We start from the raw sequence: 21,358 nt of genomic DNA, 5'->3' as shown, positions 1-21,358 counted from the left end.
AACCATGGCCGCAATCACAACCGAGGGGCTGACCAAACACTACGGCGACGTCCGCGCCAACGAGGATCTTACCTTCGAGGTGCGCGAGGGCGAGGTGTTCGGCTATCTGGGCCCGAACGGCGCTGGCAAATCGACCACGATCCGCACGCTGATGGGCTTTCAGTCGCCGACGAGCGGGAGCGCAACGGTGTTGGGTCACGACGTCACCGATCGGAAAGCGATGATCGAGGCCAAGCGCCATCTGGGATACGTTCCCGCCGAGATGGGGTTCGACGAGGACGTCACCGGCGAGCGATTTCTGCGCTACCAGGCGTCGCTCAAGGGCGACAGCCGGAGCGAAGAGCTGCTCGAACTGTTCGACCCGCCGATGGAGCGCGAGATCGGCGAGTATTCGACGGGCAACAAGCGCAAACTCGCCATCGTGCTCGCGTTCATGCACGACCCCGATCTCGTCATCATGGATGAACCCACCTCGGGGCTCGATCCGTTGATGCAGGAGCGCTTCTACGAGTTCATCCGCGACGAGCAGGCCAAGGGGAAGACGTTCTTCTTCTCCTCGCACATCCTGAGCGAGGTCCAGAAGATCTGCGATCGGGTCGGCGTCATCCGAAACGGCCATCTCGTCGAGCTCGAAGACGTCGAAACCCTGCTCGATCGCGGCGGCAAGCGCGTCTCGGTGCGCGTCGCCGATCCCGTCGACAGGGAGGCGTTCGCCATCGAGGGCGCACACGACGTGAGCGTCGCTGGCGACGAGCGATCGTCCCGGCCGACGACGGCCGACGGGGGCGAGAGAGATGACGGGGCGCGAGCGACGGGCGACCGACCGTCGTCCGCCGATGGAGCCGCCAAAAACGAGGATGCCTCGTCGGGCGGCCGCGACGGTACGAGCGTAAGCTTCACGTTCACGGGCGACTACAACGACCTCCTCTCGCATCTCGTGACGTACGATATCCTCGATCTCGACATCGCGGACGCGCCCCTGGAGGACGTGTTCATGCGTTTCTACGGCGAGGTCGATCCCGAGACGGAGTCGGCAGCCAGCGGGACGGCTGAAGCGGAATCGGGTCCGGAGGGGAACGCGGATGTTTGAGGTCGCGCGCTACGAGAGCGAGCGCCGGGCGATGCTCGCGCTCACGATCGTGGTCGCGGCGGCGTTCTACGGCACGATGTTCGTGGCGATCGCTCCTTCGTTTACCGACCTCGATCTGGCGAGTCTCTTCGCCGAGCTCCCAAAACAGCTCACGGAGGGGCTCGGCATCAAGAGCATGAACACCCTTCCCGGGATCCTCGCGGTCGAGCTCTACCAGGTCGGCTGGCTACTCGTGCTCGGCATCTATCTCGCGTACAACGCGGCCTCGATGATCGCCGGCGAGATCGAGTCCGGCCGGATCGACAGCCTGCTCGCCGCGCCGGTCTCGCGGACACGACTCGCCGGCGAGGAGTTCCTCTCGCTACTGCTCCCGATCCTCGCGATCAACGCGGTCACGCCGATCGTGCTCGCCGTGGCTGCGAGCTTTCTCGACCAAACCCTCGATCCGGTGAATCTCCTCGTGCTCCACACGCTCGCCGTGCCCTACCTGCTCTGCTGTGCGGCCGTCGGCTTCGTCTTCTCGGTGTTCTTCACGGACGAGAGCCACGCACGGATCGCTGCCGTCGGAACGCTCGTCGTCACGTATCTGCTCGAAACGGTGTTCATCGGCACCGACTACGAGATCCTAGGAATCGTCGCACCGATGAACTACATCGATCCGACCGCGATCCTCGTCGACGGCAGCTACGACCTCGCGGGCGGGGCGATCCTGCTCGCGGCTGCCGCGGTGTTGGTGCTCGTCGGTCTCGTTCGGTTCGGGAGGATGGATATCGGATGACGCTCGACGTCTTCCGGTACGAGGGCGAACAGCGGCTCACCGCCGCACTCGGCCTCAGCGCGGCCTTCGCGCTCATGGGTGTCGCGTTCGTCGCCGCCGCACCGCTCGTCACGGCCGACGTCGCCACGAGCGCCCAGTTCGAGCAGCTCACCACGCAGCTGCCACAGCCGTTCGTTCAGGCGTTCGGTCTCGAAAGTCTGGCGAGCGCCGAGGGGTTGCTCGCCGGCGAGTTCTACACCCTGTTTTGGAGTCTGTTCTTCGGGATCTACCTCGCCTACACCGCGGCGGGGTCGATCGCCGACGACGTCGAGACCGACCGGATGGACGTGTTGCTCTCCGCGCCGATCTCGCGGGGGACGGTGGTGTTCGAGAAGTTCCTCGCGCTGCTCGTCCCGATCGTCACCGCGAGCGTCGTCACGCCGGCGGTGATCGCCCTCGCCGCCGCGTACGTCGACGTCACCGTTCCCCTCGCGGAGCTCGCCGCCCTTCACGCGCTCTCGATTCCGTATCTGCTCTGCTGTGGGGCGATCGGACTGGCGCTCTCGGTGTTTCTCGACGACGCCGACACCGCGAGAAACGCCGCCATCGGGCTGCTGTTCGCGCTGTATCTCTTCCAGTCGTTCGTCCCCGTGACGGACGTCGGCTGGCTGGCGAACGTCGCCCCGATGGCCCACTTCGACCCGAACGACATCCTGCTGGATGGTGTGTACGACGTCGCCGGCGCGGCCCTCCTGCTCGCCGCCACAGTCGTACTGGTGGGAGTGAGCCGGCATCGCTTCATCCGGATGGACATCCAATGATACGTCCCGTAACGCGGCCCTGACGATCGATGCGGACTGTAGCCGTCGCTGATCGGCGGTGAAATAGTTCGAAAATCGAGCGGTCGACCTTACAGGTCGCGCGGCTGCACGGTCTTGCGGTCGTTCTCGTCGGCGCGGCGGGCGGCGTTTTCGAGCAGCGACGAGACCTCGTCGTCGAGGGCATCGTAGAAGTCCGACGAGACATTCATGTCACTCAGCTCATCCTTCACGGCGGCTTTGACGATCAGGTCTGCCATACAGGGCCGTTTTCAAAAGGGCGCTTTATAAATATTGCCATAATCACTCGATATCGGCGCTCTCGAAGCGGTTCGTCCGGTCACCCGGGGTGATGGCGACGCCGGCGGTCGGAAAATACCACGAACGGCGGTGTGAAATCTACCAGAGACGGCCAAGCGGACCGCCGATCGACAGTAATCGGCCGTCGGAAAGACGACGAGGAGTAGTACGTCCAGCACCCAGGGAGCGCATGCGCGAAACGCTGGCCGCCCTCGCGGCGGGCGAGATCTCGATAGCGACGGCCGAAGCGCGCCTCGCGGGCTACGCGTCGGGCGAGGCGGGACGGTTCGACGCCGCTCGCGAGGCACGGAGCGGGGTCCCCGAGGCGGTGTTCGCCGAGGGAAAGACGACCGACGAGATCCACGAACTGCTCGCCCTCGCCCTCGAAACGACGGGACGCGGACTCGCCACCAGGATCGGCGACGACACCGCCGCGACGGTGCGTGACCGACTCGCCGACGACTGGCCCGCGGCGGAGATCGACTACGACGAGCGCGCGAACGTCCTCCGGGTGCGGACGGCCGACTTCGAGCCGCCAGTCCTGGAGGCGACGGTCGGGATCGTCACCGCCGGGACGGTCGATGCGGGGCCGGCGGGTGAGGCGGCGGCCGTCGTCGGCGCGATGGGAGCCACCGTCGAGCGCTACGACGACGTCGGCGTCGCCGGTGTCCATCGGTTGTTCGACGAGCTCGACGAACTCCGAGATATGGACGTGCTCGTGGTCGCCGCCGGGCGCGAGGGCGCGCTGCCGACCGTGATCGCCGGACTCGTCGATATTCCCGTGATCGCCCTGCCTACCGATTCGGGCTACGGCTATGGGGGAGAGGGTGAGGCGGCGCTCGCCGGTGCGCTCCAGTCGTGCACCGCGCTCACGACCGTAAACGTCGATGCGGGGTTCGTCGCGGGTGCACAGGCAGGGTTGATTGCACAGACACTCGACGAGGCACGAAAGTGAGCGAGAACGGGCGCAGATGGTGCGGCTGTGCAGAGCCGATACCGCCGCGGAAAGGGTATTTACCGCGTGAGACCCTACAATTGTCGTTGGCGAAACTACTGCCAACACACCACACATGCCAGAATGCGACTACTGTGGCGAGCACGTCTCGGAGCAGTTCGAGCGGGTGTTCGCCGACGAGGACGGGCGACTGTTCGCCTGTCCCGGCTGCGCGGCGAACGCCGGCATCGCCGAGGCGGCTAAAGAGCGCGCGAAAAACGCCTGAACGCCCTCCGTGAGCCACCACGTCTACATCGTCGAGTGTAGCGACGGCTCCCTCTACACCGGCTACACGACCGACGTCGAGCGACGGGTGGCCGAGCACAACGCCGGCACCGGCGCGAAATACACCCGCGGGCGGACGCCCGTCGAGCTGCGCCACACGGAGACGTTCGAGTCGAAAGGAGCGGCGCTCTCGCGCGAACACGAGATCAAGGGGTTCTCGCGCAGTCGGAAGGAACGGCTGTGCGAGTGACGGGAAGCTTTTGTTCACGGCGGCGACACCGGAGGCATGGACGCTATCTCGTTCGGTACCGACGGCTGGCGGGCGACGCTCGACGTCTTCACCGCACCCCGCGTGCGGATGGTCGGCCAGGCGGTCGCGACCCATCTCGACGGGCGCGACGCGCCGGTCGGCGTCTGCTACGACGCCCGCGAGAGCTCGCGCGGGTTCGCCGAGGAGCTCGCGCGGGTGCTCGCGGCCAACGGGTTCGACGTCCTCCTGCCCGAGCGCGACCGCCCGACGCCGCTGCTGGCCTGGGCGATCGCCGACCGCGATCTCGCCGGCGGGCTGATGGTCACCGCCTCGCACAACCCGGCGGAGTACAACGGCGTGAAGTTCATCCCCGACGACGGCGCGCCCGCGCTGCCCGAGATCACGGAGTCGATCGAGGCGAACCTCGCCGAGCCGGAACCGCTCCCCGAGGCGGAGTGGGGGACGATCCAGGAGACGGATTTCGTCGCCTCGCACGCCGAACACGCTCACGATCTCGTGGCGGAGTACGCCGACGAGACCACCCTCGACGACCTGACCGTCGCCTACGACGCCATGCACGGCAGCGGCCGCGGCGTCACCGACGAACTGCTCGCCGGAGCGGGTGCGTCGGTCGAACGACTGCGCTGCGAGCGCGCGCCCGACTTCGGTGGTACGCCGCCCGAGCCGAGCGCCGAACATCTCGGTGAACTGGCGACGCACGTCCAGGACGGCGACGCGAGCCTCGGCATCGCCAACGACGGCGACGCCGACCGGCTCGCCGTGGTGACACCCGACCGGGGCTACCTCGACGAGAACCTGTTTTTCGCCGCGCTCTACGACTTCCTCCTCGAATCGGCGTCGGGGCCGGCGGTGCGAACCGTCTCGACGACGTTCCTCGTCGATCGGATCGCCGAGGCACACGGCGAGTCGGTCGTCGAGACGGCGGTCGGGTTCAAGTGGGTCGCGCGGGCGATGGCCGAGACAGACGCGCTCGTCGGCGGCGAGGAGTCGGGCGGGTTCTCGGTCGCTGGCCACGTCCGCGAGAAGGACGGCGTGCTGCTGGCGCTGCTCGCGGCGGCCGCCGAGCGGGAGGAACCGCTCGACGAGCGGGTCGATCGACTGCTCGACGAGCACGGCGAGATCCACCAGTCGAAGATCAGCGTCGACTGTCCGGACGACGAGAAGGCGCGCGTGCTCGACGAGCTGGAGGGTGAACTGCCCGATCGTGTCGCGGGCGAGCCGGTCGCGGACGTCGTGACCAAGGACGGATTCAAGACCGTTCTCGAAAGCGGTGCGTGGCTGCTCGTCCGACCCAGTGGGACGGAGCCCGTGCTGCGGGTCTACGCCGAGGCCGAAAGCGAGGAGCGGGTTGCGGCGTTGCTCGACGCTGGCGAGGAACTGGTCGCGCCGCTCGTCTGAGTCGGGCGGCAGCCACCGGACCATCGGCAGGACGCGCTCATCGGGGCCGATCGTGACGGAAGCGTGCGAGATCGGCATGGAAATATATATCACTATCGGCCACCACTGGGTCGGTTCTCACCGGATGAAAATCGGGTTCGCGGTTTATTCAACTCCCGTTCGTAGCTGCAACTGTATCATGACTGATCGGATCGGCGCTCCGGGGACGGGCATCTCACGGCGGGAGTTTCTGGCGGCGAGCGGCGGTGTCGGCACGGCGCTGCTCGCCGGCTGCACGGCGGGCGGCCAGCAGTCGGCGAACCCGACGGTCGGCGAACCGCCGGCGAACGTGAGCGGGAGCGACGGCAAGCTCCCCTATACCTCGCCGCCCGAGGTCGTGCAGGTCGACGATCAAGGCGGGAAGGTGACGCTCGCCACCGAGCAGTGCCGACACGCCGTCCACCCGAAGGAGACGATGGGCGGACCGATCGAACTCCCGCAGGTCTGGGCGTTCAAGGCCGACGACGGGCCGGCGAGCGTGCCGGGGCCGATCCTCCGGACCACCGAGGGCAACGACATGGAGGTGACGCTCGACAACACCGACGGGATGCGCCCGCACACGGTCCACTTCCACGGCTCGCAGACCTCCTGGAAGAACGACGGCGTGCCGACCACGACCGGGATCCAGGTCGAGCCGGGGGAGAAACACACGTACACGATCCCGGCGAACGTCCCCGGCACGCACTTCTATCACTGCCACTACCAGACCCATCGCCACATCGACATGGGGATGTACGGTATCCTCCGCATCGATCCGAAAGGGTACGAGCCGGTCGACAAGGAGTACTTCATGACGGTCAAGGAGTGGGACTCCCGGCTCAATCGGATGATGGCCGGCGGGGACGCCCAGTACAGCCCGCGCGATCGCACCCCCGACGTGTTCACGATCAACGGCAAGAGCGCCCCGCGCTCGTTCCACCCCGAGGACGGCTCGCCGATCATCGTCGACAAGGGTGACAAAGTCCGCGTCCACCTCGTCAACGGCGGCTACATGTCCCACCCGCTACACACCCACAACCACCGCTTCGAGGTGGTCGAGCACGACGGCGGCGTGATCCCCGAGGTCGCCCGTTACGACCAGGACGTCGCCAACATCGCACCCGCCGAGCGTCGGACGATCGAGTTCACCGCCGACGCCGATCCGGGCATCTACCTCATGCACTGCCACAAGGTCAACCACGTGATGAACGGCGACAGCTATCCCGGCGGGATGCTCGGCGCGATCGTCTACCGCGAGGCGATGGACTCCGACATCTTCGGCCAGCTCATGGAGTACGCCGGCTACGACGGGAAGTGATCGCGATGCAGGGAACCACAGCGGACCCGAGCGCGGCACGATGCGGTCGACGGGGGTTCCTGAAGGCCGCCGGCAGCACGGCCGTCGGCGTCGGAGCGATCGGCGCGACGGCAGGGACCGCCAGCGCACAGGAGGACGGCGCTGCGGGCTGGTTCGACGGCGTCGACAACTTCGAGAAGGTGGTCGACAAGACGGGAACGAAGCAGATCGAAGTGGCCGTCGGCGCGAAGGGCAACGGCGGGAACTTCGCGTTCTCGCCGCCGGCCATCCGCGTCGATCCCGGGACGACGGTCACCTGGAAGTGGACCGGCGAGGGTGGCGGCCACAACGTCGTCGCCGAGAACGGCGCCTTCGAGAGCGAGACCGCGAGCGAGGCCGGCCACACGTTCGAGCACACCTTCGAGGAGAAGGGGGCGGTCAACTACGCCTGCGTGCCCCACCGGAGCATGGGGATGCGCGGGGCGGTCCTCGTCGGTGCCGATGCCGCCGTCGAGAGCGAAGCGGAGAACAGTAGTGAGGAGTCGTCGCCGTACGGTGGCTGGCTCGACGACGTCGAGAACTTCGAAGAGGTGATCGATCGGACCGGTCGCGATCGCGTCGAGATCGGGGTGGGCGCGCCGGGCAACGGCGGGATCTTCGCGTTCGACCCACCGGCGATCCACATCGATCCAGGGACGACGGTCGTCTGGCGACGGCTGGAGGAGAGCGAGGCGCTCACCGTCGTCGCCGACGACGAGTCGTTCTGGACCGACTTCAGCGGGACGGACGGGGAGACGTTCGAGTGGACGTTCACCGGCAATCGGGTGGTGAAATACTCCTGTCCGGCCTACGAGCAGCTCGGGATGAAGGGGTTGCTCGTCGTCGGCAACCCCGATCTCCCGTCGGTCGGCGACGTGCTCTCGACACCGTGGGGCGGCGCGCTGGCCGGGAGCGGGCTGATGGCGGTTCTCTCGCCGCTCGTCTTCGGCGGGTTCCTCGCGGTTCGGAAAAGCCGCGATCGGGAGCCGTGAGCCATCGAATCGACGGGGAGCACCGATGCGTAGTCGGCTGAACCCTCACCGTTCGCCGTCGGTGCGATGCCCGTCGATGTGATACCCGTCGATCGGTATCGAGCCAGTAGCCGTCGAACTACCATATCAGATATAATGAAGATCAGTGCGATCGGAATAGTGATGGGTGGTATTGTAAACCATGGGTGAGATAGTCATTCGTTCCGAACGAGTTCGGGTGAAACTATTCCCGTCTCCCCCCACTTCGTCCCGATGATGCCAGCACGGAGTTCGATGTATCAGGAGATCGGTGGTAGCGAGGCCGTCGAAGCGGTCGTGGCGAACTTCTACGAGCGCGTCCTCGACGACCCGCTTCTCGAACCCTACTTCGAGGGCTACGACATGGAGGCACTCTTCGCACATCAGGTCCAGTTCGTGAGCGCCGTCGCCGGCGGTCCGGTCGATTACAGCGGCGACGACATGCAGAGCGCCCACGAGGGGATGGGGATCACGGAGACGGCGTTCTCACACGTCGCCGGCCATCTCGCCGACGCGATGCGGGCGAACGGCGTCGCCGAGCCCCACGTCGAGAGCATCATCGACGAGGTCGCGGCGCTCGAAGACGATATCGTCGGCCAGTAGCAGTCTGTCGACTCCTCCGCTTTCGGCATAGCCAATCGGGGCGTGATCGTACTCATCTGAACGCAAAAATACGTGAAAACCCAAACAATCAAACCGCCATCCGGAGAACGGCCCGTAGAATGGATAGTCGTCTAACTATCGTCGACCGTCATCTTCCGGCCGATGTCGGACGGTGAACGGGTCGTAGCCGAGGGACGATGAGTGCCAACGAATCCGGGAGCCTTCGATCGGGCACCGTTCCGTGGCAGGCGTCGAACCTCCACGTCGTTCTCGCGAGTTCGATGGTCGGGATCATGGGCGTCTCGTTGCTCACGCCCGTGCTTCCCCAGCTGAAGGGTGTGTTCGGCGTCGGCGATGCCGCCATCGGCCTGATCGTGCCGGCGTTCACCATCCCCGGGGTCGTGCTCACCCCGTTCATCGGCCTGCTGGCCGACCGGATCGGGCGTCGCTGGACGCTCGTTCCGCTCCTGGTGCTGTTCGGCATTGCGGGTGCAGGGGTTGCCTTCGCCTCGACGTTCCGGCAAGTACTGCTGTTGCGAGTGCTCCAGGGAGTCGGTGGCAGCGCGCTGATCATGCTCGCGATCACGCTGATCGGTGACTACTACGACGATCCGCGCCGCAGCGCCGTCATCGGGATCAACGGCGGGGCGATCGGGAGCAGCGGGGCGATCTTCCCGTTCGTCGGCGGCACGCTCGCGGCGGTGCGCTGGCAAGTGCCCTTCCTGTTCTTCGGCGTGGCGATCCTCGTGGGTCTCTACGCGCTGTCGGTGCTCGACGAGCCGACGATCGGCGAGCAGCAGTCGGTACGGGAGTACTTCAGTCGGATGCGGGGTGTGCTGGCGTACCCGCGCGCCGTCGCGGCCAACCTGACCGTGCTCGTTCACTTCTTCATGTTCTACGGCATGCTGACGGCGATCCCACTGGTGCTCGGCGACAGCTACGGATTGTCGAGCAGCCGCATCGGGATCGTCCTCGCCACGCTCTCGGTCGCCAGCGCCGCCTGCAACACCCAGTACGGGCGCATTTCGACGCGTGTCGGCCCGGTCGTCCTGATCGCCGTTGGCTTCCTCCTCTACGGCGGATCGCTGCTCGGGCTCGCGACACAGCCGTCGCTCGCGCTCGTCGTGGTCTGTCTGCTGGCGTTCGGCACCGGCGTCGGCCTCATCACGCCGTCGCTCGACAGCACGATCGTCGGCCTCGTTCCCGAGGAACTGCGCGCCGGACTGATGAGCGTCAGAACGAGCATGCTCCGACTCGGCCAGACGATCGGTCCGGTCGCGTTCACCGCGGCCGCCTCCCTATCGCTCGGGCCGAATACGATCGGCTTCCCGGTCGTGTTCGCCGGCATCGGCTGTCTGGCGATCCTCGGGGGCGGTATCGCCGTGGTTGCCCGCTGAGAGTCGTCACGACGAGCACGACACAGCGGTAAAACGTAGAGCTCGGAGTCAGTAATCGACAGACGACACGGCACGGTTGATTTCGAAGCAACAGTCACGCTTGACGGGAGATCGCCAGAGGTGGCGATTACACGGAACCCTGCCATCCCACCCGCGAATGCCAGACGATTCTGATGGGCTCTTCTGTTTCATAGATTCTGGCAGCCAGCAACGATCGCTCAGGACAGTGATCAAACGGAGTGTGTGCTTCGTGATGATCGTGTGCACGACTCCGGTTCAGGCGACGAAACGAACGAATGCAACTGATTGGACGGCCGTCAGGGGCTGCCGAGGCTGGTATATACCAGTTATCGCTATAACAATCGGGACTCGGGGCGCTGCAATCACGGACGTTGCCGACGAGATGAGCAATGGGAGTCAGAGGGGAGGGGAGGGGAGGGGGAGGGAGGTTCGGCGACCGCTCGTCAGAAGTGAGTATCTCAGTTTGCACGCGGCTGCCGTCGGGTGCCGTTCGCCCCAGGACGAAACAGCCCTTTCGTCGACGACACCAGCAGTGATCAGCCGGAAACCACGATGAGCACGGGCCGAGAGCGGTCTCCGCTGGACGATCCGTGAGGGCTGCACGGTGGAACTTCGTGTCGTTTGCAGTCGTCTCGATCCTGGTCGATCGGGAGGGTAGGCGTCGCCATATCGATCGCGCATGCATCGTGGGCGCAAAGAGCGGGAACGCGCGTTCAAACACCGACAGATCGCCCTATCAGGTTGATCGGACGAACGAAGCGTACTATCCGAGTCGGACGGACGGCCTCGATCCCCGATGNGATGTGTATAAGAGACAGCAGTATATCGAGTCGCGCAGCAATCGCCACTGGCGGATCGTCAGCAGTCAACGCGCTATTCGTACCGACCACGGAACCGATCCGGCTCGTCGGTCGGCTCGATCGCGAATCCGAGTGAATCGTAGAACGGACGAACGCGGCGGTGGAACTCGGCCCGGAGATCGCCAGCGGTCGCTGCAGCGGCGCGCTCGACCAGTCGCGTCCCGATACCCTGGCCGCGTCGCCGCCGACGGACGGCGATGGCGTCGATCTCCCGGTCGTCGAGAACGCACGCACCGAGAAGCCGATCGTCCGCGACGGCGATCCACACCGTGTTTGCCCGGATACGCTCGCGGACGGTGGCGGCGTCGACCGCAAGCGACGCTCCATCCAGGACGTTCATCACTGCCGGGCACTTCGCCGGGTGTGCGAGACGGATTTCCACCGTTTCAGCCGCCCTTGATGAGTCTAAGCACGCGCACCGACTCGGCGTCGATCTCCGCATCGGCCGGGACCGGCTGGCCGTCCCGGAGCACCGTCGCCTCGTGGCGGCTCAGCCCCACTTCGTCGAGCAGGTCGCCGTAAGTCCCTTCGACGGCGAGTTCGTGGGTGTCGCCGCCGACGATATCGACCGTGACCATGATCGTTCGAGTCGACGATCGGGTTTGATGCTGTCGGACGGCTCCGGGTTCGCGTCCCGGTCTCGGGTGTCTTAAGAGTCGGCCACCCTTCGCATCGCCATGAGCGAGACCAGCGGATCGGGGGGTCGGGGCGAGATCTGGATCGAGAAATACCGCCCGTCGGCGCTCGCCGAGGTCGCCGGCCAAGACGACATCACCGAACGGTTGCGGAGCTACGTTGCCCAGGACGACCTGCCACACCTGCTCTTTTCGGGCCCCGCCGGCGTCGGGAAGACGACCTCGGCGATGGCCATCGCGCGCGAGATCTACGGCGACGACTGGCGCGAGAACTTCCTGGAGCTCAACGCGAGCGACGAGCGCGGGATTGACGTCGTGCGCGATCGAATCAAGAACTTCGCGCGCACGAGCTTCGGCGGCTACGACTACCGAGTCATCTTCCTCGATGAGGCCGACGCGCTGACGAGCGACGCCCAGTCCGCGCTCCGCCGGACGATGGAGCAGTTCGCGAACAACACTCGGTTCATCCTCTCGTGTAACTACTCGAACCAGATCATCGACCCCATCCAGTCGCGCTGTGCGGTCTTCCGGTTCGGGCCGCTGCCCGAGACGGCCGTCGCGGAGTACGTCGAGCGGATCGCCGGCGAGGAAGGCATCGAGATCACCGACGACGGGGTGGATGCCCTCGTCTACGCCGCCGACGGCGACATGCGCAAGGCGATCAACGGGCTGCAGGCCGCCGCCACCACAGGAGAAACGGTCGACGAGGAGGCGGTCTACGCCATCACGGCCGCCGCACGCCCCGAGCAGATCGAGACGATGGTCCAGCACGCGATCGGCGGCGATTTCACCGCGGCGCGTGCGAAACTCGACGACCTGCTCACCGACTGGGGGCTCGGCGGCGGCGACGTCATCGACCAGCTCCACCGCTCGGCGTGGTCGTTCGAGCTCGACGACCAGGCGACCGTGCGACTGCTCGAACGAGTCGGGGAAACGGACTACCGCATCACGCAGGGGGCGAACGAACGCCTTCAGCTGGAGGCACTGTTGGCGTCGCTCGCGCTCGGCGACGCAGGCGAGTAAATCGTTAGTTCAGCGTCCAGATGGCGTAGTTGAGCGCCGTCGCAAAGGAGACCCAGGCGAGATACGGCACCAACAGCGCAGCGGCTCGGCGTTCGACGTACGCCGCGGCACCGATCGTGGCGACGATGGCGAGCCAGAGCGGGACGATGACGACGAGTCCTAAAACAGGGGATTCGAGCCCGAAGAACGCCGGCGACCACGCGACGTTGAGGACGAACTGGACGACGAACAGCCCGAGCGCGACCCGCACCCGGCGATCGTCGAGACCCGCGCGCCAGACGAGCCACGCGGCCAGCCCCTGAAATGCATAGAGCACCGTCCAGACCGGGCCGAAGACCCAGTTCGGCGGGGTGAACCCCGGCTTGTCGAGCGTCGTGTACCACGTCTCGATCTGCGGGGCCGTGATCAGTCCGCCGGCCGCGCCGAGGAGGACGCAGGCCACGACGACCGACGAGAGCGTGACGAACGGCCGTCGGTCGGGAAGCGACCGCCAGTTGACTGCCGACATACCCCTCGTAGAGCGGCCGCCGGCTTAGCACTACCGCCGATCGAGACGGCCCGGATCGAGGCACCGAAACCGCCCGACTGAACCGTGAATCGTCGGTTCCGAGCGGGACGCAACTGTTTTAGGCGAACGGCGGTTTGAGCGGATGTCATGAGTACGCTCGAAGCGGAGTACCGACTGCAGTATTTCGAGGAGGAGGGGTTCGTCCGGAAGGAGTGCCCCGACTGCGGCGATTTCTTCTGGACGCGCGATACGGACCGCGAGAACTGCGGCGAACCACCCTGTGCGGAGTACGAGTTCATCGGCAATCCGAGCCTCGACGAGGAGCGGAGTCTGGAGGAGATGCGCGAGGCGTTTCTCTCCTTTTTCGAAGAGCACGATCACGAGCGCATCGAGCCCTACCCCGTCGCGGCGAACCGCTGGCGCGACGACGTCCTGTTGACCCAGGCATCGGTCTACGACTTCCAGCCGCTAGTGACGAGCGGCGCGACGCCGCCGCCGGCGAACCCGCTGACGATCTCCCAGCCCTGCATCCGAATGCAGGACATCGACAACGTGGGCAAGACCGGCCGACACACGATGGCCTTCGAGATGATGGCCCATCACGCCTTCAACGCGCGCGAGGAGCTCGACGATCCCGATCAGTACGCCTACGAGGGCGAGGTCTACTGGAAGGATCAGACTGTGGAATACTGCGACGAATTCTTCGAGGCGATGGGTGCGAACCCCGAAGAGATCACCTACATCGAGGATCCGTGGGTCGGCGGCGGCAACGCCGGCCCGGCGATCGAGGTCATCTACCGCGGCGTCGAACTCGCGACGCTCGTCTTCATGTCGATGGAGCAGGACCCCGACGGCGAGTACGAGCTGAAGGACGGCAACACGTACTCGAAGATGGACACGTACATCGTCGATACGGGCTACGGGCTCGAGCGCTGGACGTGGGTCTCGCAGGGAACGCCCACCGTCTACGAGGCGATCTACCCCGAGATGATCTCCTTTTTGAAAGGGAACGCCGGCATCGACCACACCGACGAACAGGAGGAACTCGTCACGCGTGCAGCGACCCTGGCCGGTCACATGGACATCGACGAAGCCGAGGACGCCGAACGCGCCCGCGGGACGATCGCCGAGCAGCTCGGCGTCGACGTCACCGAGCTCCGCGAGCTGCTCGAGCCGTTGGAGGCGATCTACGCCATCGCCGATCACTGCCGCACCCTGGCCTACATGCTCGGCGACGAGATCGTCCCCTCGAACGTCGGGACCGGGTATCTCGCCCGGATGGTGCTCCGGCGGACGAAACGGCTCTGTGATACGGTGGGTGTGGACGCGCCGCTCGACGAACTGGTCGACATGCAGGCCGAGCGCCTCGACTACGAGAACCGCGACACGATCCGCGATATGGTACGGACGGAGCTCGAGAAGTACCGCGAGACGCTCGAACGCGGCGGGCGACGTGTGCGCCAGCTCGCCGAAGAGTACGCCGAGCGCGACGAGGACATCCCCACTGAAGAACTCATCGAGCTGTACGACTCCCACGGGATCCAGCCCGACATGGTCGCCGACATCGCCCACGAGAAGGGGACCGACGTCTCGGTGCCCGACGACTTCTACAGCCTCGTGGCCGGCCGTCACGGCGAGGGGGACGTCGTCGAGGACGCGGGAGAGGGGACCGACGAGCGCGTCGCCGATCTGCCCGAGACCGAGTTGCTCTACTACGACGACCAGACGCGCATGGCGTTCGAGGCGATGGTGCTCGACACGTTCGAGCGCGATGAGGGCTACGACGTGGTGCTCGACCGAACCCTGTTCTACCCCGAGGGTGGCGGCCAGCCGGCCGACACGGGCACGCTGAGCACCGAGGACACGACCGTCGACGTCGAGGACGTCCACCGCGAGGGCGACGTCGTCGTTCATCACACCGACGGGGACCCCGGAACGGGCGAGTTCGTCCGTGGGCAGATCGACGCCGGGCGACGACGCCAGCTGATGCGCAACCACACCGCGACCCACATCGTGATCCACGCCGCGCGGCAGGTGCTCGGCGAGCACATCAGACAGGCCGGCGCGCAGAAGGGAACGGATCGCTCGCGGATCGACGTGCGCCACTACGACCGCATCGACCGCGAGCAGGTCCGCGAGATCGAACGGATCGCCAACGGGATCGTCACCGACAACGTCTCGGTGGGATCGGAGTGGCCGGACCGACACGACGCCGAGGAGGAGTACGGGTTCGACCTCTATCAGGGTGGGATCCCGCCGGGCGAGCGCATCCGACTGATCCACGTCGCCGACGACGTCCAGGCCTGCGGGGGCACGCATGTCGCCCGGACGGGCGACATCGGCGCGATCAAGATCCTCAACACCGAGCGCGTGCAGGACGGCGTCGAGCGGCTCTCGTTCGCGGCCGGTCCGGCGGCCATCGAGGCGACAGAGGACACCGAGGACGCGCTCGCCGAAGCGGCCGCAACCCTCGACGTCACGCCCGAAGAGGTGCCAGAGACCGCCGCGCGCTTCTTCACCGAGTGGAAGGAGCGCGGCAAGCGCATCGAGGAACTAGAGTCCGAACTCGCCGAGGCGCGCGCCAGCGGCGGCGTCGAGGGCGAGGAGGTCACCGTCGGCGAGGCGAGTGCCGTCGTCCAGCGCATCGACAGCGACATCGAGGAACTCCGCGCGACGGCGAACGCGCTCGCAGAGGGTGGGCAGGTCGCGGTCGTCGCCAGCGGAGCCGACGGCGCGCAGTTCGTCGTCGCCGTGCCCGACGGAGTGGCGATCGACGCCGGCGAGGTCGTCGGCGAACTCGCCGGGCGCGTCGGTGGCGGTGGCGGCGGCCCGGCGGATTTCGCGCAGGGTGGCGGTCCACAGACCGAGGCGCTCGACGAGGCACTCGACGACGCGCCCGACGTGCTGCGGCAGGTGCTGAACGCCTGATCGAGGGGCTCGTGTTCGGTAGCTGTGAACAACCCTTTTGGTTCTCACGGCGAAAGTTCGTCCGATGGTAGGTACCGAAGCAGCAACGACACCGGCGATCCGCGTCGCCGTCGGTTCCGCCGAGTACGACCGTGCGGCCGCCGTGCTCGAAGCGGCGCGCGAGGCGGCGACCGACGTTCGCGTCGTCGAGACCGGCCCGACCGGTGCGGCAGCGCTCGCCCCGGTGGTGCTGGCCACCGCCGACGACCGAACCACCGTCCACGCGAACGTCTCGCCCGACCGTGCGCGAGAACTGGTCGAAACGCTCGACGACGGGGAGCTGGCGACCGACGACGCACACGCGGTCGTCGAGAGCGACGAGGGAGTGTCGATGGCCGAGACGGGACCGCTCGCGATCGGCCAACGACGCGCCCTCGCACGCTGTGGCTGGGCCGCACCGGCAGCGCTCGACGAGTCGCTCGCCGAACGGACGCGCGACGAGCCGGACGATCTCCGCGAGGCTGTGGCCGGCGCAGGCCTACTCGGGCGCGGGCGCGGCGACGGCCACACAGACGAATCGATCGCGGAGGGCTGGGCGACCGCCCGCGAGAGCGATGGCGAGACGGTGGTCGTCGTCAACGGCAACGAGAGCGATCCCGCCGTGGACGGCGATCGACTGCTGCTCGAAAGTCGTCCGGCGGAAGTGCTCGACGGCGCGCTGGCGGTCGCGGCGGCCGTCGAGGCGACCGACGTCGTCGTCTATCTGAACGAGGACGACGAACTCGCGGCACAGCGGGTCCGCGAGGCCGTCGAGAGCGTCGATGCGGACGGGACGGGGATCGACGTCGTCGCCGGGCCGGATCGGTATATCGCCGGCGAGATGACGATGGCGCTCGAAGCGATGGAGGGGGCCGACCGCCTCGAAGCACGCCTCCGCCCGCCGGGACCGAGCGAGGTCGGGCTCTACGGCCGGCCGACGGTCGTCCACACGCCGCGAACGCTTGCACAGATCAGGGCGTTCGCGGCCGCTCCGGACGAGTTCGAGACGAGTGCCGCCGATCCCGGCAGCCGACTGCTCACCGTAACGGGTGACGGTGTGGCCGGGCCGACGACCGTCGAACTGGCCACCGACACCGCGCTCGCGGAGGCGGTCGCCAGTAGTGAATACAAGATGGCCTGCGTCGGCGGTCGGTTCGGCGGGATCACGCGCTCGCTCGACGTACCCGCGAGCGCACCTGCATTGACCGGCGCGCGCCTCGGCACCGAAGGGGGGATCGAACTGTTCGACGGCGCGACGTGCGCGCTCGAGTTCGCCGGCTCGCGCGCGAAGTTCGCCCGCGAGAAAAACTGCGGGCGGTGTGTCCCCTGTCGCGAGGGGTCGAAACAGCTCGTGGACCTGCTGCGCGACGTCTACGAGGGGCAGTTCCAGCCGAGCGAGCTACGCGAGCTGAGTCGTGTCGTCGCGGAATCGAGCACCTGCGAGTTCGGACAGGCCGCCCCGCGGCCGGTGACGACGGCGATCGACACGTTCGAGCGCGAGATCGCCGCCCACGCCGAGGGGCGCTGTCCGAGCGGCGTCTGCACGGAGACCAACTGATATGAGCACCGATCACACAGGACGATCCGAATCGCTCCCGAGCGTGCCGTCGATCGACGATCCGCGGCCACATCCGCCGCTGACCGAGCACTTCAACACGGGCACCGCGACCGATCCCGACGTGGGTGCGCGCGAAACGAGCAGCCTCACCGTCGACGGCGAGGAGGTGAACGTCGGCGAGGAGGCGACGATCATCGACGCACTCGAAGAGGTGGGAGCCGACGAAGACCTGTCGGCGCTGTGCTACTACGACCGCGAGGACACCGACCGAATCGGCCCGCGCAGCGAGTGTCGGACCTGCATGGTCGAGACCGACGAGCACGGGCTGGTGCCCTCCTGTAGCCACCCTGCCGAGGACGGCATGACGGTGCGGACGAACAGTACGGAAGCCGAGGAGGCGCGATCGGTGAATCTCGACCTCGTGCTGTCGGACCACAACCTCCGGTGTACGACCTGCGGGAAGAACGGGAGATGTGAGCTCCAGGACGCCGCCATCGAGGCGGACGTCGAGGTACCCCGGTACGGCGTGTTCGACAACCGCGACGAGTACGAGCCGATCGACGAGTCCTCGCCGTTCATCCAGATCGACCGCAACAAGTGCATCCTCTGTAATCGCTGCGTCGAGGCCTGCAACGACGTCCAGGTCGAGGGCGTGCTGCGCATCGAGGGGAGCGGCCCGGACACGCGCATCGGCTTTCAGAACGGTGCCGACGAGATGATGGACTCGACGTGTGTCTCCTGTGGCCACTGTGCGACGGTCTGTCCCACTGGATCCTTGGTCGAGCAGGATTACACCGACGCGGCGACGATCCCGCTGCCGGGATTCACCCAGGAGAACTCCATCGGGAAGACCATCGGCGAGGACTACGACGGGCAGCCGAACCCGGCGACGCCGATGAAGGGGAACCAGACTTACGAGGACGACGCGCTCGGGGAGGCCGACGATGACTGAACACGAGAGCGGCGGGAACGACGGTGAGGAAAACGAAAAGAAAGGTGTCGCGGGCTTCATGCAGCGCGCACGCGACCAGGCCAGCGCGGCGAGCGAGAGTGACGTGACGAAGACGGCCCCGTTCAAGGCGTTCGAGCACGCGACCGAGTCGGTCGCGCTGAACACGATGACCGAGGGGCGACTGTTCGACGTGGCCGACGCACTCTCGGACTATCGCCTACAAGATGTCGACGTGACCGACACGACCTGTGGCTACTGTGCCGTGGGCTGTCGGTTCGATCTCCACACGAAGGACGGGGAGGTGCTCGGCGCACGACCGACCGATCCCGAGAAAGCGCCGATCAACGGCATCTCGACCTGCGTGAAGGGGAAGTTCAGTTATAATTATGTGAACAGCGACGACCGCCTCACCGAACCGCTCGTCAAGGAGGACGGCGAGTTTCGGGAAGCGTCGTGGGACGAGGCGCTCTCGCGGGTGGTCGACGGGCTCGGCGACATCATCGAGGAAGACGGTCCCGATGCGCTCGGGCTGATCTCCTCGTCGAAGGCGACCAACGAAGACAACTACGCGATGCAGCGGTTCGCCCGTCAGGTGATCGGGACGAACAACGTCGACAACTGCAATCGGCTCTGTCACGCGCCGACGGTCGCGGCGCTCAAACAGACCGTCGGCTACGGCGCGGCCTCGGTGGGAATGGACGATCTCGAGAGCGCCGACTGCTACCTGCTCTCGGGCTCGAACACGACCGAGGCCCACCCTGTGCTGGCGACACGGATCAAACAGAACGTCGCCGACGGGGCCGAGATGGTGGTGTTCGACCCCCGAAAGGTCCAGATCGCCGAGTACGCCGACCAGTATACCAGAACGGAACCGGGCTACGACACGGCCTGGATCAACGGGCTCACTCGGTATATCATCGAAAACGACCTCCACGACGAGGCGTTCATCGAGGAGCGCACCGACGGCTTCGACGATCTGAAGGAACATCTCGATCAGTTCACCCCCGAGTATGTCGAGCGGGTATCGGGAGTGCCACCGGAGGAGCTGGCGTCGGCCGCCGAGACCATCGCCGACGCCGACTCGTGTTGTTTCTGCTGGACGCTCGGGCTGACCGAGCACACCAACGGGACGGAGAACGTCATCTCGATGTCGAACCTCGCGCTCGTCACGGGCAACATCGGCAAGCCCGGCGCGGGGCTGTCGCCGTTCCGCGGGCAGAACAACGTCCAGGGCGGCGGCGGGGATATGGGCCCGCTGCCGAACAACTTCCCGGGCTACCAGCCCGTCACCGACGACGAGATCCGCGAGAAGTTCGAGGAAGCGTACGACACCGAGATCCCGAGCGAGGAGGGCTGGCGGACGACCGAGCAGTTCCTCGCGGCCGACCGGGGCGATCTCCGCGGGATGTACATCATGGGCGAGAACGCCTCGCTCTCGGAACCCGGCGTCGATCACGCCCAGGAGGTCCTGGACGATCTCGACTTCCTCGTGGTGCAGGACATCTTCCTCACCGAGACCGCCGAACACGCTGACGTCGTCCTGCCGGCGACGACCGCCGTCGAATCGAACGGGACGTTCACGAGTTCGAGCCGGCACGTCCAGCTGGTGAAGCGGGCGATCGAGCCGAAGGGCAACACGCGTGGAGACTGGGAGATCCTGCAGGCGCTCGCCGGGCGATTCGGCCACGACTGGGACTTCGACTCGCCCTCCGAGATCATGGACGAGATCGCCGAGCTGACCCCGATCTACGGCGGGATCAGCCACGAACGGCTCGAAAACGGCGCGGAGCTCCAGTGGCCCTGCTGGAACGACGACCATCCGGGCACCACGCGTCTCTACGAGGATGAGTTCAACACCGAAGACGGCAAAGCGTCGCTCATCACGACGGGGCCGAACGAGCCGGCCGAACTCACCGACGACGAGTTCCCGCTGACGATGACCACGGGGCGGGTGCTCTACCAGTACCACACGGGGACGATGACCCACCGCGAGGAGGGGATCATGTCCTACGTCGGCGAGGATTTCGTCGAGATCAACCCGGAGACGGCCGCCAACGCCGGCATCGAGAACGGTGACGACGTCCGCGTCGAATCGCGCCACGGGACGATCCGCGTCACGGCGCAGGTCACCGAGCGACCGGGAACGGACACCGTGTTCGTCCCGATGCACTTCGCCGAGTCGGCCGTGAACACGCTTACCGACGAAAACGACCTCGACACGGCAGCGAAGACGCCCGAGTACAAGGTGACGAGCGTCCGACTCCGACCGGGCGAGGAGAGCGACCCGGCGCGCACGACCCGTGAGAGCGGCGATCGAACGCTCGCGGAGTCCGACGACTGATGACGCTCACACGACGCATCAAGCAGGTGGCGGGGCTCGGCGACGGCGAAATCGGTGTCGAGAGCGATCGCGAACACGACGTCCGGGAGTGTACGGTCTGTGGGGAACGCTTCGACACTGGCAAAACGACGTGTCCAACGTGTGGGAGTCAGCTGAGCCGGACGAAGACGGTCGTCCCGCACGCACTGCTCAACCTCGTCGTGGTGCTCGCGGCGACCGGCCTGCACGCGATCCGGAACGTGCTCACCGGCAACGTCCCGCCGGAGTAGCCGTCGGTTTCGCCCCGGCCAGCGCTCT

Annotated in this window: 21 protein-coding genes; 17 read left to right on the top strand and 4 right to left on the bottom strand. The window is 66.5% G+C overall.

The window, feature by feature from the left end; genetic code table 11:
- The first annotated feature begins 4 nt into the window (after nucleotides 1-4).
- Genes C451_RS10315 through C451_RS10305 form a run of 3 tightly spaced genes read left to right on the top strand, consistent with a single transcriptional unit; the run spans nucleotide 5 to nucleotide 2,668 of the window.
- On the top strand, nucleotides 5-1,090 hold the full coding sequence (locus C451_RS10315) for an ABC transporter ATP-binding protein (RefSeq protein ID WP_007740316.1): 1,086 nt from the start codon (nucleotides 5-7) through the stop codon (nucleotides 1,088-1,090).
- Nucleotides 1,083-1,868, top strand: coding sequence for an ABC transporter permease subunit (locus C451_RS10310; protein WP_007740315.1), 786 nt, complete (start codon nucleotides 1,083-1,085; stop codon nucleotides 1,866-1,868). Before C451_RS10315 ends, C451_RS10310 begins: the two co-directional genes overlap by 8 nt.
- Nucleotides 1,865-2,668 carry an ABC transporter permease subunit gene (locus tag C451_RS10305; protein ID WP_007740314.1) on the top strand — a complete coding sequence of 268 codons (804 nt, stop codon included), beginning with the start codon at nucleotides 1,865-1,867 and terminating at the stop codon, nucleotides 2,666-2,668. The genes C451_RS10310 and C451_RS10305 overlap by 4 nt, the downstream gene beginning before the upstream one ends.
- Nucleotides 2,669-2,757: 89 nt before the next feature.
- Here C451_RS10305 and C451_RS10300 read toward each other — a convergent pair whose 3' ends face one another.
- Nucleotides 2,758-2,925 carry a hypothetical protein gene (locus tag C451_RS10300; RefSeq protein ID WP_007740313.1) on the bottom strand — a complete coding sequence of 56 codons (168 nt, stop codon included), beginning with the start codon at nucleotides 2,923-2,925 and terminating at the stop codon, nucleotides 2,758-2,760.
- A gap of 230 nt (nucleotides 2,926-3,155) precedes the next feature.
- On the opposite strand from C451_RS10300, the gene larB reads away from it, so the two are divergent.
- The 8 genes from larB (at nucleotide 3,156) to C451_RS10265 (ending at nucleotide 10,217) form a co-directional block, all read left to right on the top strand.
- Nucleotides 3,156-3,920 (top strand): nickel pincer cofactor biosynthesis protein LarB, encoded by a 765-nt coding sequence (gene larB / locus C451_RS10295; protein WP_007740312.1) that lies wholly within the window; start codon nucleotides 3,156-3,158, stop codon nucleotides 3,918-3,920.
- 115 nt (nucleotides 3,921-4,035) lie between these two features.
- Complete coding sequence (locus tag C451_RS22910; protein ID WP_004051743.1) at nucleotides 4,036-4,185, top strand: DUF7563 family protein; 150 nt, start codon at nucleotides 4,036-4,038, stop codon at nucleotides 4,183-4,185.
- Nucleotides 4,186-4,194: 9 nt separating this feature from the next.
- Complete coding sequence (locus C451_RS10290) at nucleotides 4,195-4,434, top strand: GIY-YIG nuclease family protein (RefSeq protein WP_007740311.1); 240 nt, start codon at nucleotides 4,195-4,197, stop codon at nucleotides 4,432-4,434.
- Between the two features lie 36 nt (nucleotides 4,435-4,470).
- A complete protein-coding gene (locus C451_RS10285) occupies nucleotides 4,471-5,853 on the top strand; it encodes a phosphoglucomutase/phosphomannomutase family protein (protein WP_007740310.1) in 1,383 nt (460 codons plus the stop codon).
- Nucleotides 5,854-6,031: 178 nt separating this feature from the next.
- Nucleotides 6,032-7,189, top strand: a complete 1,158-nt coding sequence (locus C451_RS10280; RefSeq protein ID WP_007740309.1) for a multicopper oxidase domain-containing protein — start codon at nucleotides 6,032-6,034, stop codon at nucleotides 7,187-7,189.
- A 5-nt stretch (nucleotides 7,190-7,194) separates the two neighbouring features.
- Nucleotides 7,195-8,199, top strand: coding sequence for a halocyanin domain-containing protein (locus C451_RS10275; RefSeq protein WP_049913085.1), 1,005 nt, complete (start codon nucleotides 7,195-7,197; stop codon nucleotides 8,197-8,199).
- Between the two features lie 273 nt (nucleotides 8,200-8,472).
- Nucleotides 8,473-8,820, top strand: a complete 348-nt coding sequence (locus C451_RS10270) for a group I truncated hemoglobin (protein ID WP_007740307.1) — start codon at nucleotides 8,473-8,475, stop codon at nucleotides 8,818-8,820.
- A gap of 197 nt (nucleotides 8,821-9,017) precedes the next feature.
- Nucleotides 9,018-10,217 carry an MFS transporter gene (locus C451_RS10265; RefSeq protein WP_007740304.1) on the top strand — a complete coding sequence of 400 codons (1,200 nt, stop codon included), beginning with the start codon at nucleotides 9,018-9,020 and terminating at the stop codon, nucleotides 10,215-10,217.
- An 894-nt stretch (nucleotides 10,218-11,111) separates the two neighbouring features.
- Here C451_RS10265 and C451_RS10260 read toward each other — a convergent pair.
- Both C451_RS10260 and samp2 read right to left on the bottom strand, forming a co-directional pair.
- Complete coding sequence (locus C451_RS10260) at nucleotides 11,112-11,480, bottom strand: GNAT family N-acetyltransferase (RefSeq protein ID WP_049913076.1); 369 nt, start codon at nucleotides 11,478-11,480, stop codon at nucleotides 11,112-11,114.
- Nucleotides 11,481-11,484: 4 nt separating this feature from the next.
- Nucleotides 11,485-11,676, bottom strand: coding sequence for a ubiquitin-like small modifier protein SAMP2 (samp2, locus tag C451_RS10255; protein WP_007740302.1), 192 nt, complete (start codon nucleotides 11,674-11,676; stop codon nucleotides 11,485-11,487).
- A gap of 99 nt (nucleotides 11,677-11,775) precedes the next feature.
- On the opposite strand from samp2, the gene C451_RS10250 reads away from it, so the two are divergent.
- A complete protein-coding gene (locus tag C451_RS10250) occupies nucleotides 11,776-12,756 on the top strand; it encodes a replication factor C small subunit (RefSeq protein WP_007740301.1) in 981 nt (326 codons plus the stop codon).
- A 4-nt stretch (nucleotides 12,757-12,760) separates the two neighbouring features.
- Here C451_RS10250 and C451_RS10245 read toward each other — a convergent pair whose 3' ends face one another.
- Nucleotides 12,761-13,264: a TspO/MBR family protein gene (locus C451_RS10245; RefSeq protein ID WP_007740300.1), complete on the bottom strand. Its 504-nt coding sequence runs from the start codon at nucleotides 13,262-13,264 to the stop codon at nucleotides 12,761-12,763.
- Between the two features lie 147 nt (nucleotides 13,265-13,411).
- Between C451_RS10245 and alaS the strand changes: the two genes are divergently transcribed.
- The 5 genes from alaS to C451_RS10220 all read left to right on the top strand — a co-directional run bounded on the left by alaS (nucleotide 13,412) and on the right by C451_RS10220 (nucleotide 21,330).
- Nucleotides 13,412-16,192, top strand: a complete 2,781-nt coding sequence (gene alaS, locus C451_RS10240; RefSeq protein ID WP_007740298.1) for an alanine--tRNA ligase — start codon at nucleotides 13,412-13,414, stop codon at nucleotides 16,190-16,192.
- Between the two features lie 64 nt (nucleotides 16,193-16,256).
- A complete protein-coding gene (locus C451_RS10235; RefSeq protein ID WP_007740297.1) occupies nucleotides 16,257-17,768 on the top strand; it encodes an NADH-ubiquinone oxidoreductase-F iron-sulfur binding region domain-containing protein in 1,512 nt (503 codons plus the stop codon).
- Between the two features lies 1 nt (nucleotide 17,769).
- The gene (locus tag C451_RS24410; RefSeq protein WP_007740296.1) at nucleotides 17,770-18,720 is read left to right on the top strand and encodes a 2Fe-2S iron-sulfur cluster-binding protein; all 951 of its coding nucleotides are present in this window, start codon (nucleotides 17,770-17,772) and stop codon (nucleotides 18,718-18,720) included.
- Entirely contained in the window at nucleotides 18,713-21,061 is a 2,349-nt protein-coding gene (gene fdhF / locus C451_RS10225; protein ID WP_007740294.1) for a formate dehydrogenase subunit alpha, read from the top strand. Before C451_RS24410 ends, fdhF begins: the two co-directional genes overlap by 8 nt.
- A complete protein-coding gene (locus tag C451_RS10220) occupies nucleotides 21,061-21,330 on the top strand; it encodes a hypothetical protein (protein ID WP_007740293.1) in 270 nt (89 codons plus the stop codon). The genes fdhF and C451_RS10220 overlap by 1 nt, the downstream gene beginning before the upstream one ends.
- Nucleotides 21,331-21,358: the final 28 nt, after the last annotated feature.

Origin of the sequence: Halococcus thailandensis JCM 13552 (genome assembly GCF_000336715.1) — an archaeon.
Classification (GTDB): Archaea; Halobacteriota; Halobacteria; order Halobacteriales; family Halococcaceae; genus Halococcus; species Halococcus thailandensis.
This window is presented reverse-complemented; position numbering and strand designations above follow the sequence as displayed.